Source organism: Luteibacter sp. GL_149 (assembly GCF_057834065.1).
In genome coordinates, this window is record NZ_CM174395.1 from 292,394 (window position 1) to 306,208 (window position 13,815).

Sequence of the window (13,815 nt, forward strand, 5' to 3'; positions counted from 1 at the left end):
CGTGCGGCGATTCGAGCTGTCCGAGGTGGATGCCGCCGCCGCGCTTCTGCGCGACGGCGGTGTGCTGGCTTACCCGACCGAGGCGGTATTCGGCCTCGGTTGCGATCCGCACGACCGCGTGGCCTTCGAACGTGTATTCGCACTCAAGGGTCGTCCCGCGACCCAGGGCGTACTTCTGATCGCGGCGGACATCGCCCAGATCGAACCCTATGTCGATCTTGCGGCAGTTCCTGCCGCTGTGCTGGAACAGGTGTACGCCACCTGGCCTGGTCCGAACACCTGGGTCTTTCCCCGAACGGACCGCGTGCCCGGTTGGGTGGCTGGCGCCCATGCGGGTATCGCCCTGAGGGTGACGGCCCATCCGCCCGCCGCCGCGCTGTGTCGGGCGTTTGGCGGGGCTCTGGTGTCCACGAGCGCCAATCCCCACGGCGTTCCGCCCGCCCGGGATGCCCATCTTCTGGCCGCGTGGTTCGGCGATGCGCTCGACGGGCTGCTGGACGCCCCGGTGGGCGGTCTCGTTTCGCCTACCGTCATTCGCGACGCTCTGACCGGCGCTATCATCCGCGCCTGACCTGGAGCCCCGTACGTGTCGATTGTCTGTGAAATTGTCGAGCAGGAAGGTGGAGCAAGGCTCCCGCTGGTGCTTGGACCGGCCGGGCGGATTATCGCCTGGCGTGACGGGCGCGGTATCGATGCGGCGACCTTCCTGAGTCATGTTCGGCATGTCGCGGCCACCTTGCCCGAAGCGTCCGGCGCGGTGAACCTCTGCGAGGATCGCTATGCGTTTCTCGTCGCGTTCTGCGCACTGGTGTTGCGTGGCCAGACGAATCTGCTGCCGCCGTCGCGCGCACCCCGTGCCGTCGACGAAGTACTTGCCGCGCATCCGGGCAGTTATGCCCTTGGCGAGCAGGTGCTGGAACCCGCTCCGGCCGGCTATCTCCGCATCGTCTGGCCCGACAGCGCGCCCGGCGCATCGTCGGATGACGTGCTGGCCACCGTGCCCGCCGACCGGGTCGTTGCCATCGGTTACACCTCCGGTTCGACGGGAAAGCCCAAGCCCAACGTGAAAACGTGGGGTAGTTTCCATGCCAGCAACCTCGGCAATGTCGCCAGGCTGAGCAGTATCGCGGGCGAAGCGTTTCACGTCGTCGCGACGGTTCCGCCGCAGCACATGTACGGTATGGAAATGTCGGTGGTGATGCCGCTGTTCAGTCGTGTTTCGGTCCATGCCGCGCGGCCGTTCTTTCCCGCCGACGTCGCCGCGACGCTGGCCAGCGTGCCGCCGCCGCGAGTTCTGGTCATCACACCTGTCCACCTGCGTACGCTTGTCGAGGCAGACATCGATCTGCCGCCTCTCGCCGCCTTCGTGTCGGCGACGGCACCGATGCCCATCGAGCTGGCGCAGGCCGCCGAACGTCGCTTCGGTGCGCCGCTGCTCGAAGTATTCGGCTCGACCGAGACCTGTGTATTCGCCAGCCGTCGCACGGCGACGGACGACGACTGGGCGCTTTACGATGGCGTGCGACTGCATCCGCAGCCGGACGGCACGCTGGTCGAAGCACCCCAGCTGGATGTACCGATCGCGCTGGCGGACATCGTCACGCTGCATGACGACGGTCGACGTTTCCGTTTGCGTGGACGCAATACCGACCTGCTGGAAATCGCAGGCAAGCGCGCATCGCTTGGCGATCTCAACCGGCGTCTGTTGGCTATCCCCGGTGTGCACGACGGGGTGGTGTTTCAGCTCGACGATAGCGACATCATCGGTGTGCGTCGTATCGCTGCGCTCGTGGTGGCGCCCGATCTCGACGAGCAGTCGATCGTCCTGGCATTGCGCCAGTCGATCGACCCGGTATTCCTGCCGCGTCCGTTGCGGAAAGTGCCGGCGTTGCCTCGCAACGAAACCGGCAAGCTCCCGCGTAGTCTTCTGCTGGAAATGCTCGGTCGCGTGTCGTCCTGAATCAGCGCGGCAATGCGCCTTCGGCGGCAAGCACGCGCTTGGCGATATCGATACGCTTGTCGCCATCTTCGAACTTCACGATGTCGACGTTCGACGCGAAGAACCAGCGCCGGCCGTTCGACTCCACCCAGCCGACATACCAGCCCAGGCTGTCGGATTTGCCACCGTTCCGGGCATTCTGCGCACCCTCCGCGCCCCAGCCTGTCTTGGCGTGAAGCACGTAGGCCGGCTGCGACTCCGTGATGGAGATGCGGCGGACGACCTCCTGTGCCCTTGCCGAGAACGGTAGCTTTCCGTCGGCAAGACGGCGCAGGAATGCCACCTGTTCTTCCGCCGAGATACGCAATGTATCGTTCAGCCAGAACATGTCGATACCGCCATCGATGGTTTCATTGCCATAGCCGACGCGATGCAGCCATTCGCGCATACGCGGTTCGCCAGCACGCCGCGCCATGTCCTGATAGAACCAGACCGTCGAATAGCGCATGCCGCTGGCCAGAGAGTTGGCGCGATTCCATTCGGTCTTCGGCGCGCCCAGGACGCTACGCACCTTGCCATCCCACGGAAGGGTTTCGTATTCGTCCTTCACGGCACCGGTATCGAGCGCGACCATGGCGTTGAAGAGTTTGAAAGTGGAGGCGGGCAGGTAGCGGCGCTTAGCGCGTTCCGCATCGAAAACGTCGTAGGTGTCGTTGCGCTCGTCGTAGACGACGATCGTGCCGCGAAGGCCCGCGTCGTCGAATATCGGAGCCCATTCCGGGTGTTCGCGCCACGAAGCGGCGTGCGCATGACCAGCGCCCAGCGTCAGGAACAGTACGGGGATCCACAGGAATAATCGGCGCATCGTCATAAGGTCCTTGGGGGGCAGGTGCGGGGAGCATGGCGGTCCACAACGGCCCGGGACAGGCAGGAAAGTGGCGATACTCGGGCACGACGGCCGGTACAATGCCACGTCGCGCCGGATGGGCGCCGAATCATTCGGAGCAAGCATGAAAGTCCTCGTTATCGGCAGCGGTGGCCGCGAACACGCACTGGCCTGGAAGCTCCGGCAGTCGCCGCGCGTCAGCGAAGTGATCGTCGCACCCGGCAATGCCGGTACGGCCCTCGAGCCCGGTCTGCGCAACGTGCCGGTGGCCGTGACGGACACCGACGGTCTGCTGGCGCTGGCCCGCGACGAGGGCGTCGGATTGACGGTCGTCGGTCCCGAAGTGCCGCTGGTGGCGGGTGTCGTCGATCGTTTCGCCGCCGCCGGCCTGCGTTGTTTCGGCCCGAGCGCCGCCGCTGCCCAGCTCGAGGGAAGCAAGGCTTTCGCGAAGGATTTCCTGCAGCGTCACGGCATTCCCACGGCGCACTACGCGGTATTTACCGAGCTGGCACCGGCGCTCGTCCACGTCCGTGAAAAAGGCGCGCCCATCGTCATCAAGGCCGATGGTCTGGCGGCGGGCAAGGGCGTCGTCGTTGCCATGACGCTCGCGGAGGCCGAGGCCGCGCTGGAGGACATGCTGGGTCAGCAAGCGTTCGGCGACGCGTCGTCGCGTGTCGTGATCGAGGAATTCCTCGATGGCGAGGAGGCCAGCTTCATCGTTATCAGCGATGGCAAACGCGCGTTGCCGATGGCGACCAGTCAGGACCACAAGCGTCGCGACGATGGCGACAAGGGGCCGAACACGGGTGGCATGGGTGCGTATTCGCCCGCTCCCGTCGTCACCCAGGCTATTTCCGATCGTGTCATGCGGGAGATCGTCGATCCTACGCTGGCGGGCATGATCGCCGACGGCGTTCCGTTCACGGGATTCCTCTATGCCGGTCTCATGATCGACGCGTCGGGCACGCCGAAAGTCATCGAGTTCAATGTGCGTTTCGGCGATCCCGAAACGCAGCCGATCATGCTGCGTCTGCAGTCCGATATGGTCGATCTGATCGAGGCTGCGCTGGATGGCGATATCTCGCGCGTGAATGCACAGTGGGATCCGCGCCCTTCCCTTGGCGTCGTGCTCGCCGCCGGGGGTTATCCCGGCAAGGTGCGCAGCGGCGATGTCATCGAGGGTGCAAACGGCGATTTTGGCCCGGATGTCAAAGTCTTCCATGCAGGCACGGCACAGGATTCGGCTGGTCGTGCGGTGACCGCGGGCGGACGTGTTCTGACGGTCTGTGCGTTGGGCGACGACCTCGCGCAGGCTCGTGCGAAAGCGTACGAGGCGCTGGCGCATGTTGGTTTCGAGGGGGCGTTCTATCGCCACGATATTGCGCATCGGGCGTTGGGCTGAGGTTCGCCTCGACGCTTCTGCCTCTCACCGTCGTCCCTGCGCAGGCAGGGACCAAGAGCGACAACGTACGCGTTGGTCGTATAGCGCACGATCAGGCTCTGAGGGCATGAATGAGCGTGATCGCTACAACCGGCAGCACCGCACCGGACTCCTGCCTGCACAGGAGCGACGGTGAGGGACGTGGTAGCGGCAGCGTCCCTCATCCGGCATCGTTTCAGGCTACGCTTGCCCCACGACTCCAGATGGAAGACCCCGTGAGCCAATTCAGTCTGCTTGGAAAGCGTCGCTTTGCTCCGTTCTTCTGGACGCAGGCGCTCGGAGCGTTCAACGACAATGCATTCCGTAATGCGATGGTCATGCTCGTCGCGTTCCAGATGTCGCTCGGCGACAAGATGGTGTCGCTATACACGAACCTCGCGCCCGCATTGTTCATCCTGCCGTTTTTCCTGTTCTCCGCCACCGCGGGTCAGTTGGCGGAAAAATACGAGAAGACGCGGATCATCCGCTACGTGAAGATCTTCGAGATCGTGGCGATGACCATCGCGGCCATCGGATTCTTCACGCATCACGTCTCGCTGCTGCTCGTCGTGCTGTTTCTCATGGGCGTCCATTCCACCGTATTCGGTCCGATCAAGTACGCCATTCTTCCGCAGGCACTCGATCGTTCGGAGCTGGTCGGTGGCAACGGTCTCGTCGAAACCGGCACGCAGCTGGCCATGTTGATCGGCATGATCGTCGGCAATTCGCTGATGCTGATCGCCGGGTACGGTCCACTTGCCGCTTCGGCGACCACAATCCTCATTGCTATCGCGGGTTATACGGTAAGCCGTTCGATTCCCGTCGCGCCGGCGACGGCGCCGGATCTGCGGTTCAACTGGAATCCCTTCACCGAAACCGTTCGGGTACTCGGCATCACGCATTCCGATCGCGCGGTATTCAACGCGGTATTGGGTATTTCCTGGTTCTGGTTCTTCGGTACCGTGATGATTGCGCAGCTGCCGAACTACACGCTGCACAATCTGGGCGGCGACGGTTCGGTCAATACGTTGGTGCTGACATTGTTCTCTCTCGGTACCGGTGTGGGCTCCCTGTTGTGCGAACGTCTGTCCGGGCGTCGCGTCGAGATTGGCCTTGTGCCGATGGGTGCGTTCGGTCTTACCGTGTTCGCGGTGGATCTGTACTTCGCGCGTTCGGGGTTGGCACCGGTTTCCGGTCTGGACTGGCACGGTTTCCTGAAAGCGCCTGGTACGTGGCGCATCGCGCTCGACCTGACGATGATCGGTGTCTTCGCCGGTTTCTATGTGGTGCCGCTGTTCGCTTTCGTACAGAGCCGGACGCCCAGCGATCGTCTTTCTCGCGTTATCGCAGGCAACAACATCGTCAATGCGCTGCTTATCTGCATCGCGTCGGGCTTCGGTATCGGGATGTCGCATTTCGGCTTCAGCGTGCCGCAGATATTCCTCGCCACCGGTCTCATCAACATCGTCGTGGCGGTGTACATCTTCACGTTGGTTCCCGAGTTCCCGATGCGCTTCATCACCTGGATACTGGTGAATACGCTGTATCGCGTGCGCGTCGATGGCTTGCGCAATATTCCGGAAGAGGGCGCCGCGTTGCTCGTGTGCAACCACGTGAGTTTCATGGATCCGCTGATCCTGATGGCCAGCGTGCGTCGTCCCGTGCGCTTCGTGATGTATTACAAGATATTCAACATCCCCATCCTGCGCTTCGTCTTCCGGACGGCGAAGGCGATCCCTATCGCGGGCCGCAAGGAAGATCCGGCGCTGATGGACGAGGCGTTCGAGCGTGTCGACGAAGCGCTCGCGAACGGCGAGCTCGTCTGCATTTTCCCGGAAGGCGGAATCACCAGGGATGGCGCCATCGCACCTTTCCGGCCAGGTGTCGATCGCATTCTCGCGCGTCGACCGGTGCCGGTCGTGCCGTTGGCATTGCGCGGTATGTGGGGAAGTATTTTCAGCCGCCGCGATTCGGCGCTTCGGCGCATGCGCGTACCGCGCCGTTTCTGGTCGCGTATCGAGCTGGTGGGTGGATCGCTGGTTCCCGCGGAACAGGCAAATGCCGCGATGCTGGAGACGCGGGTAGGCGAGCTGCGCGGGGATCAGGCATAACAGCGGGCGTTACGCGAACCACCCGCCCACCACGATGACCGCGACGACCGCCAGCCATACGATCAGGACGCGCCGGATGACGTGGCGCGCATCGGCGAGTTCGGCGATGGGGTCGCTGGTGTCTTCGACGTAGCCATCCCCCGCTTCCACATCCGCATCCACGCCGGCGCGTGCGACGGCGCCGAGGAAGTCGGGATCGAGGCGGGTTCGCGGGCTGCCGGAGTTCCGGTGCCAGTGCTGCCAGGATCCGACGACTGCGTCGAAGTCGGAAACGAGCGCCATGGCGAAGACCATGATGTGTGCCGGCACCCAGTCGAGGGCGTCCGCGACGCGCTGAGCCGCGGGGCGCGTATCGGTGTCGAGACGCTGGGTCATCTCGCGCCCAAGGATCTGGGCCAGCCGATAGAGCAGCGCACCGCATGGTCCGAGCAGGAAAAACCAGAACAGCACGCCGAATCGCCGGCGTAGTGCGGCGAAGAACGCCGCCTCGACCAGCGCGGGTGCGAACCAGGGAAGGGATTCCTCGTTCTGGCGCAGTGCCTGTATGGCTTCGTGGCGGCGCAGGGTATCCGGTGCCTTCAGGATCGCGTCGATATCGGTTTCTATCTCGCGGGGACCCAGTGCGTAGACCAGCACGATAACGGCGAACGCCAGCCACGCCAGATCGAACAGGGGCAGGCCGGAGAGGATGGCCCCGATGATCGCGCAGGCAAGTACCGGTACCAGCAGTGCGACAGCGACCCGGCCGCCACCGGAGGCGTCGCCCAGGCGATCCACCCAGGCCCGGAACCAGCGATCGTCGCGCCAGCGGGCCAGCTGTGGCAGGGAGTATGCCAGTAGCAGGGCAATCAGGGCAGCGAGCAGTCGTAGAGCCATAGGGAGCGATCCGTGGAGTTCGCCCCGATTGTAGCCAACGTGCAGCGGTTAGCTATGCCTGTTTGATTCGCGCGAGTTCGCCGAGGTCGACGCCACGCAACGCAAGCCAGTGCTCGATCAGCCGGTATGACACCGACAACGGAGGTGGAACCGCCAGGCTGCCGTCGGTCATGCCTTCGACGATCTGCTTGACGGTGAACCAGCGGGCGTCTTCCAGTTCGTTGTCGCGCAGGTGGATGTCACGTGTGCGGGCCGTGGCGGTGAAGCCGACCATCAGCGATGCGGGCAACGGCCAAGGTTGCGAAGAGTGGTAGGTGGCGTACGCGACTTCCACGCCCGATTCCTCGCGCACTTCGCGGCGCACGGCGTCTTCGAGCGATTCGCCGGGCTCGATAAAACCGGCCAGCGTGGAATAGCGCCCCTTGGGCCAGCCGCGCTGGCGACCGAGCAGGCAGGCGCCATCGTGCTCGACGATGACAATGATGGCCGCGTCGGTACGTGGGAAGTGCAGATGAGCGCAGTCTTCGTTGGTGCACTGCGCGCGATGGCCCGAAGCCACCAGCAGCACGGGAGAACCGCAGAAACTGCAGAAACGGGTCTGTCGCTGCCAGTGGGTGATGCCCTTGGCGAAAGCGAATAGTCCGGCTTCGAATTCGGGGAAAAGCAGGCCGGCATCGCGCAGGCCGAGGCGTCGCGCACTGGAAAGCGCCACGAAGATTTCCGCGTGCGCTTCGTCCACGGCCAGCGTGAAATAAGCGACGCCGCCGGCAATGCCGAGCAGCGTGGCGGGAATGTCGCCAAAGCGATCGGAGCGCGTGGCGGGCGTCATCCACTGAAGCTGATCCGCATCCGCGTTGGCGAAGGCCTGGCCTTCGCTGTCCAGTACCAGGAAGCGCGAACTGTCGGTCGCTTCGAGTTCGTCGACCCAGAGCCGGTCGTCGCGACGTTCGGCCATGCGGTCGATGTCGATGCCGGCGAAGACATTTTCGCGGGCGCGCGTCGCGACCGCCTTGTCACGTTCCTGTTCGTCGCTCATTCCCCAGGGCAGCCGGTCAGGCGCTGAAGGACGAGCCGCAACCGCAGGTCGTCTTTGCGTTGGGATTGCGAATGACGAACTGGGAACTGCTGAACGATTCCGCGTAGTCGATTTCCGCGCCCGTGAGGTATTGCAGCGAAAGCGGATCGACAACCAGCGTCACGCCATTACGGGAAACGGCGAAATCGTCGTCCGCCTGCTCCTCGTCGAACGTGAATCCGTACTGGAATCCCGAACACCCGCCACCGCTGATATAGACGCGCAGCTTGAGGCCGGGATTGCCCTCTTCGTCGATCAGCTCGCGTACCTTGCCCGCCGCGGCCTCGGTGAAGACCAGGGGAGCACCGCTGCTGCGGTAATCGGGCGCCATGGGAAACGGGTTATTCATGCTGTCCATAATGGCGCCGATTGCCGGCAGGTCAAGCCTGCGCTGCAAGAGACGGCATGATCTCAGGTTCCGGGGCTTCCAGCTGCCGGGGTGCTTCCGGGGCGCGGTGCGCCATCTTCCCGTTGACCTGTGCCCCGGCGGCCATTTCCAGCACCTGATAGCGCACATCGCCCTCAATGCGGGCCTGGGCGGCCAGTTCGAGCCTGTCGAAGACGTCGATATCGCCGATCACCCGTCCATTGACGACGGCATGCGGGACGTTGATCTGGCCGGTCACCCGGCCCGTCTCACTGATGGTCAGGACGCTGTCGCCCTGGGCGTCGGCCTGGATCGACCCTTCGACCACGCCGTCCAGGTGCAATGTGCCGCTGAATTTCACGTCGCCCCGGATGGTCATGCCGCGGGATACCAGACTGGTATCGGACGCGTTGACGCTTGGCCCCTGATTCTTGCGATTACCGTTGAACATCGGATTCCTCTTTGCCTTTGATGGCGTCGTTCCAGGCAACGGAACTGGTCGCCGCATTGCTTCCGTCGGCGGTCACCGTAATCCGCAGACGGGTGGGTTTGAAGTCGGCCGGCAGCACGAAGCTGCCATGCAACTGCTGGAAGTATTTGAAAGAGAAGGCCATGCCGTCTTGAGTAGTTTCGCCCAGGGCGGCGCCCTCCAGTGCCACGACCTTGTCGGCACGAATGCCCTCGACAGCGATCGAGACCTTGCCTTTGATGTCCTCGCCACGCTTCGCGTTCTGGGTCAGCGTCAGGACGATATTCCAGGCACGTGACGTCCCGCCTACGGGCGAAATCCGGGTGTCCTGCACTTGCAGGCCCTCGCGCTGGGCACCCCCGCCGACAAGCCGGGAATAGAACGCCAGGTCGGCGCGCAGGCCGCTGATTTCCTCGTCGCGCTCGGCAAGACTTCGCTTGAGTTCCTTTCCGGCGATATCGGTCACCTGGTCCGAGCGCTGGACGTTCGCCAGCTGCTGGAGGAGGTCGTCGTTCTGCTGGGTGAGTGTGCGGACCTGGCCGCGATCGGACGACACCAGCGCGGGCGCGTGGGCCGTGAGCCCCCAGGTCAGGACGCAGGCGAGGATGACGCTACCGGCCCATGCTCCGATCAGAATCAGACGCAGCCGGCGCTGGCGACCGACGTCGTCGGCCGTGCGCACAATGAAGCGGGGCGGCGGCGTAGAAGCCATGGACGGATTCCGTGCAGGCGGCGTGAAGGTATACCCCCCGGTTTCCGCCACCGTCAAGGAACGAGGCCTCGCTTTTCAGCGAGGCCTCTTCAAAACGTCGATCAGCTATCGATCTTGCCGACCTTGCTGAGCATGTAGCGCTCCGGACCGATGTCCTTGATGACGCTGAACTGCGTTTCCAGCCAGTCGATATGTTCTTCTTCCTCGGAGAGGATGTGCCGGAACAGGTCGCGGCTGACGAAATCGTGGATGCCTTCGCTGTAGGCAATGGCCTCGCGCAGGTCTTTCGTGGCCACCATTTCCAGATCGAGGTCGCCCTGCAACGCTTCGACGACGTTTTCGCCGATGCGAAGCTTGCCGAGGTGCTGGAGGTTCGGCAGGCCGTCGAGGAAGAGGATGCGCTCGATAAGCTTATCGGCGTGCTTCATCTCCTCGATCGATTCCTTGTACTCGTGATCGGCGAGTTCGTTGTATCCCCAATCCTTGAACATCCTGTAATGCAGGAAGTACTGATTGATGGCGGCCAGCTCGTTGTAGAGGACCTTGTTGAGGAATTCGATGACCTTCGCGTCGCCCTTCATGGGGATCTCCCTGATAGTTCAGGCACGACTATACGCAAGCCGCGAATCCCGGGGCGTAACGAGAATGAACATGGTTCGCTTGTGCGAATGGCGCCGGACTGGCGGGGTCAGGCGGCCGTGGACAGGAACGAAAGTGTCGACCGGACCTCGGTGACGGCGTCCGAAAGACACTGGCGCGCGTCGGGCTCGCAGGTGCCGCAGCAATCCGAGCAACCGGTGCGGGCCTGAAGGTCGGCGAACGAATGCACGCCGTCTGCCGCGGCGCGGCGGATGGCGTGGTCGGTGACGGCATTGCACATGCAGATGTACATGGGTGCGGATTTTGAACGCGAATGCGAACGATTGTCAACCGCGAGGATGTGAAGGCCAGCGGTTGGGGCGATCAGCCCGTCGCGGACTGGGGTGCCGCGGAGGCCGGGCAGGTTCCGATCGTCACCGAGCAGACGCTTTCGACCATCGGCGCGAACTGGCGCAGCGCGCGTTCGTATACCTGGCGCTTGAAGTTCACCACGTGATTGGCCGGATACCAGAAATCCACCCATCGCCACAGGTCGAATTCCGGTTTCTCGCAGGCGTCGAGCTTCAGCGCGTCCTCGCCGCCGGTCAGGCGCAGGAGGAACCAGACCTGTTTCTGGCCGATGCAGGTAGGGTGCTGGTGATGGCGGACAAAGCGGTTCGGCAGGCGATAACGCAGCCAGCCGCGCGTGGCGGCAAGCACTTCGACGTGGTGCGCGGCGAGGCCGGTTTCTTCCTCGAGCTCGCGGTACATGGCTTCCAGCGGCGTTTCGTCGCTACGCATGCCTCCCTGGGGGAACTGCCAGCCGTCACGGTTCACGCGGCGCGCCCAGAACAGGCGGCCATCCGCGTTCAGCAGCACGATCCCCACATTTGGTCGATAGCCATCAGCGTCGATCATCTCGCCTCCTCGCTCGAAGCCATGCGATGCAGGAAGCTTCCTTCATCGCGGCAGCGTGCCCTCGCGCCCCGATTCAACCACAGCGTACGAACGGCGGGCAAGGCGCTACTTGAATGGAACCCGTCCCGCGATTAAACTGCCCGGCCTTCGTGAATCGTTACGGTTCACGACGACCAGGTTCCACGGCTAGGTAGCTCAGCTGGTCAGAGCGCGGCACTCATAATGCTGAGGTCGGCGGTTCGAGCCCGCCTCTAGCCACCACGTTATGCGTCACCGGACCCCTGGGTCCCGAATGCCCCGCAAGGGGCATTTTTCGTTCTGTTGGCTGTGTTCCGGCGTTCCGCTTCAGTCGGCGGCGAGATGGAGCGGGATATGCGGCGTGTCGAGTACCGCGCGGGCCAGTTCCACAACGTTGTGCACCCGCAGTTTGGCCATCAGGTTCGCCCGGTGCAGTTCGACGGTCTTCTGGCTGATGCTCAGTTCGCCGGCGATGATCTTGTTGAGCTTGCCGCGCATGATGCCGTCGAGCACCTGGATTTCGCGCCGGGTCAGCGCGACATCGGGCCGGAGGGCCGAGAAGGCGTGACTCGCTCGCTCGTTACCGAGCGGCGGATCGTCGGGCAATGGCTGCAGGAACACAGCATGGAATGAGGCGGGTGGAACGGACATGGTCTGCCGGGTGATGCGGTAGCGCCCGTGCGGCTCGCCGTCCTTCCGGAGGAGAAATTCATCGTCTTCGCCGCAGGGTTGGAATCGTTGGGTCAGCCATTCGGGGCCGGCCAGCTTCGGGTCCGCACCGAATTCGCGTTCGAAGGCTGCGTTCACCATGACTGCGCGCTCCACATCGTGCTGCCAGACGAGACAGGGCAGCGGCGATGCCGCGAAAACCTCTTCCGCCAGTCCGCACAGATGATGCGAGGCGGGCGAAAGCATTGAACTCGGGGTCAGGCACATCGAAGCCTCCAAGGCGGCGAAGGACCGGAATTACGGGTCGCAGAAGATTGCGGAAGATACCACTTGATTCTTGCGCGTGCGAAAAGTCTTGCGATCGTGTGATCTGGTGCACGGAACTGAGAACCAGGTCGTGAAGACCACTTTGACATTCGTGATGTCGGCCGGCCCGGTACAATAGGCGCCTCCCCATGTTCTTTCGTAGGCCCATGCGCATCTTCAAGATCTTCCACATCGAGGCCGCCCATCGCCTGCCGAACGTTCCCGAGGGGCACAAGTGCTCGCGACTGCACGGCCATTCGTTCAAGGTCGAACTGCATGTCGAGGGCGAGCCTGATCCGCACTTCGGTTGGGTGATGGATTTCGCCGATCTCAAGGCGCGGTTCGCTCCGCTATACGACCGCCTGGATCACCATTACCTCAACGATATCGAGGGGCTGGAAAATCCGACCAGCGAAAATCTGTGCCGCTGGATTTTCGAGCGCTTGCGCGTGGACGTCCCCGGTCTGGCGAAGGTCGTGATCCATGAAACCTGCACCTCCGGTGCGGAATTCGGCGTCGCCGACGTCTGAGTCGCGCCCGATGGTGCATCGCAGCAGCAGTCGCTACACTCAGTCCCCTTTCCTTCCCTGGCAGTTCCCCATGACGCCGTTTGCCGATCATCGTTCGTTCGCGCATTTCGTCGAGCAGGCAACCGCGGCGCAGGCCGTGGCATGGCGCGGTTTCGAACGCGTCGCCGACCTGCAGATGCAGGCGATGGAGAGTCAGGCGCGTTCCGTGGCCGGGCTTTTCGCCGATGCCATGGTGGCGCAGGACGCCACCGCGCTCCGTGCCATCTGGGAGAAGGGCGAGGGATGCCAGCGCGACAATGCGGCTCGCGCCGCCACCGCCGCCGGCGACATCTTCGACGTGGCCCGCCAGACTGCCAGCACCCTGACCGCGATGGTGACGCCCGCCGGTAACGACTGACCCCTCCACCCCGGGCCGTTCCCGAGACGGCGTGACGTCGGTCACGCCGGAGAGCGTTGTCGCAGGTTTTGCAGCTTGTCCGTATGTTTACGGCACTGGTATACTTTTCCAGATTAGACCGTGGCCCGTAGAACTATCTGGTGCCGCCTTTGAGCGAAACCTCACGGGAGCCTCGCGTTGCTGAACAGTCTTGCCGCCGGTCGTCGTCTGGCTTTGCGCGTTGTATTCGCGCAGCTGGTGATGGCCGTGCTGGTGGGCATCGCATTCTCACTGCAGAGTCGGTCGGCTGGTCTGGCCGCCTTTGCGGGCGCCCTCATCGTCGCTTTAGGTAACGCGCTGTTCGCCGCGCGGTTCTTCAGCACGCTGGGCAATGCGACGGTAGCGACGGGGAGGCTGCTGCTGGGGATGTTCCTTAAGTGGACCGTCTTCATCGGTGGCGTCCTGCTGGTCCTGGCTTACTGGAAGCTACCGCCGCTGGCCGCCCTCGTGGGGCTCGTGGCGGGCTTCGCGGTCAACGTATTTGCATTCAGATTCAAGGGTTGA

17 protein-coding genes and 1 tRNA gene are annotated in these 13,815 nt (G+C 63.5%); 8 read left to right on the forward strand and 10 right to left on the reverse strand.

What is annotated here, in order from left to right:
* Position 1 precedes the first annotated feature (1 nt).
* The gene (gene tsaC / locus AC3IR3_RS01270; RefSeq protein ID WP_489195257.1) at positions 2-571 is read left to right on the forward strand and encodes an L-threonylcarbamoyladenylate synthase type 1 TsaC; all 570 of its coding nucleotides are present in this window, start codon (positions 2-4) and stop codon (positions 569-571) included.
* 15 nt (positions 572-586) lie between these two features.
* Positions 587-1,960 carry an AMP-binding protein gene (locus AC3IR3_RS01275; protein WP_489195258.1) on the forward strand — a complete coding sequence of 458 codons (1,374 nt, stop codon included), beginning with the start codon at positions 587-589 and terminating at the stop codon, positions 1,958-1,960.
* Position 1,961: 1 nt separating this feature from the next.
* On the opposite strand, the gene blaOXA is transcribed toward AC3IR3_RS01275, so the two are convergent.
* Entirely contained in the window at positions 1,962-2,804 is an 843-nt protein-coding gene (gene blaOXA, locus AC3IR3_RS01280) for a class D beta-lactamase (RefSeq protein ID WP_489195259.1), read from the reverse strand.
* A gap of 145 nt (positions 2,805-2,949) precedes the next feature.
* On the opposite strand from blaOXA, the gene purD reads away from it, so the two are divergent.
* Together purD and AC3IR3_RS01290 are read left to right on the forward strand one after the other, a co-directional pair.
* Entirely contained in the window at positions 2,950-4,227 is a 1,278-nt protein-coding gene (gene purD, locus AC3IR3_RS01285) for a phosphoribosylamine--glycine ligase (protein WP_489195260.1), read from the forward strand.
* A 242-nt stretch (positions 4,228-4,469) separates the two neighbouring features.
* Positions 4,470-6,356, forward strand: a complete 1,887-nt coding sequence (locus AC3IR3_RS01290) for an MFS transporter (protein WP_489196994.1) — start codon at positions 4,470-4,472, stop codon at positions 6,354-6,356.
* Positions 6,357-6,365: 9 nt separating this feature from the next.
* Here the strand turns inward: AC3IR3_RS01290 and AC3IR3_RS01295 are convergent, their stop codons facing one another.
* From AC3IR3_RS01295 to AC3IR3_RS01330, 8 genes are all read right to left on the reverse strand, one after another.
* Positions 6,366-7,232 carry a beta-lactamase induction protein gene (locus AC3IR3_RS01295; protein ID WP_489195261.1) on the reverse strand — a complete coding sequence of 289 codons (867 nt, stop codon included), beginning with the start codon at positions 7,230-7,232 and terminating at the stop codon, positions 6,366-6,368.
* Between the two features lie 52 nt (positions 7,233-7,284).
* Entirely contained in the window at positions 7,285-8,268 is a 984-nt protein-coding gene (nudC, locus tag AC3IR3_RS01300; protein WP_489195262.1) for an NAD(+) diphosphatase, read from the reverse strand.
* Positions 8,269-8,284: 16 nt separating this feature from the next.
* Positions 8,285-8,656 (reverse strand): iron-sulfur cluster insertion protein ErpA, encoded by a 372-nt coding sequence (gene erpA, locus AC3IR3_RS01305; protein WP_428993085.1) that lies wholly within the window; start codon positions 8,654-8,656, stop codon positions 8,285-8,287.
* Positions 8,657-8,687: 31 nt separating this feature from the next.
* Positions 8,688-9,125, reverse strand: a complete 438-nt coding sequence (locus tag AC3IR3_RS01310; protein WP_489195263.1) for a bactofilin family protein — start codon at positions 9,123-9,125, stop codon at positions 8,688-8,690.
* A complete protein-coding gene (locus tag AC3IR3_RS01315; protein WP_489195264.1) occupies positions 9,112-9,855 on the reverse strand; it encodes a DUF6776 family protein in 744 nt (247 codons plus the stop codon). The genes AC3IR3_RS01310 and AC3IR3_RS01315 overlap by 14 nt, the downstream gene beginning before the upstream one ends.
* Before the next feature lie 101 nt (positions 9,856-9,956).
* Entirely contained in the window at positions 9,957-10,436 is a 480-nt protein-coding gene (bfr, locus tag AC3IR3_RS01320; RefSeq protein WP_132142490.1) for a bacterioferritin, read from the reverse strand.
* A 107-nt stretch (positions 10,437-10,543) separates the two neighbouring features.
* Positions 10,544-10,747 (reverse strand): (2Fe-2S)-binding protein, encoded by a 204-nt coding sequence (locus tag AC3IR3_RS01325; protein WP_489195265.1) that lies wholly within the window; start codon positions 10,745-10,747, stop codon positions 10,544-10,546.
* Between the two features lie 71 nt (positions 10,748-10,818).
* Positions 10,819-11,352: an RNA pyrophosphohydrolase gene (locus AC3IR3_RS01330; protein WP_132142488.1), complete on the reverse strand. Its 534-nt coding sequence runs from the start codon at positions 11,350-11,352 to the stop codon at positions 10,819-10,821.
* A gap of 184 nt (positions 11,353-11,536) precedes the next feature.
* Here AC3IR3_RS01330 and AC3IR3_RS01335 point away from each other — a divergent pair.
* Positions 11,537-11,613: transfer RNA gene (locus AC3IR3_RS01335), tRNA-Met, on the forward strand.
* Between the two features lie 84 nt (positions 11,614-11,697).
* On the opposite strand, the gene AC3IR3_RS01340 is transcribed toward AC3IR3_RS01335, so the two are convergent.
* Complete coding sequence (locus AC3IR3_RS01340; protein ID WP_489195266.1) at positions 11,698-12,285, reverse strand: response regulator transcription factor; 588 nt, start codon at positions 12,283-12,285, stop codon at positions 11,698-11,700.
* A 227-nt stretch (positions 12,286-12,512) separates the two neighbouring features.
* Here AC3IR3_RS01340 and queD point away from each other — a divergent pair, with 227 nt between their 5' ends.
* From queD to AC3IR3_RS01355, 3 genes are all read left to right on the forward strand, one after another.
* The gene (queD, locus tag AC3IR3_RS01345; RefSeq protein WP_132142864.1) at positions 12,513-12,875 is read left to right on the forward strand and encodes a 6-carboxytetrahydropterin synthase QueD; all 363 of its coding nucleotides are present in this window, start codon (positions 12,513-12,515) and stop codon (positions 12,873-12,875) included.
* 70 nt (positions 12,876-12,945) lie between these two features.
* A complete protein-coding gene (locus tag AC3IR3_RS01350; protein WP_489195267.1) occupies positions 12,946-13,272 on the forward strand; it encodes a hypothetical protein in 327 nt (108 codons plus the stop codon).
* Positions 13,273-13,449: 177 nt separating this feature from the next.
* Positions 13,450-13,815 carry an ATP synthase subunit I gene (locus AC3IR3_RS01355; RefSeq protein ID WP_132142485.1) on the forward strand — a complete coding sequence of 122 codons (366 nt, stop codon included), beginning with the start codon at positions 13,450-13,452 and terminating at the stop codon, positions 13,813-13,815.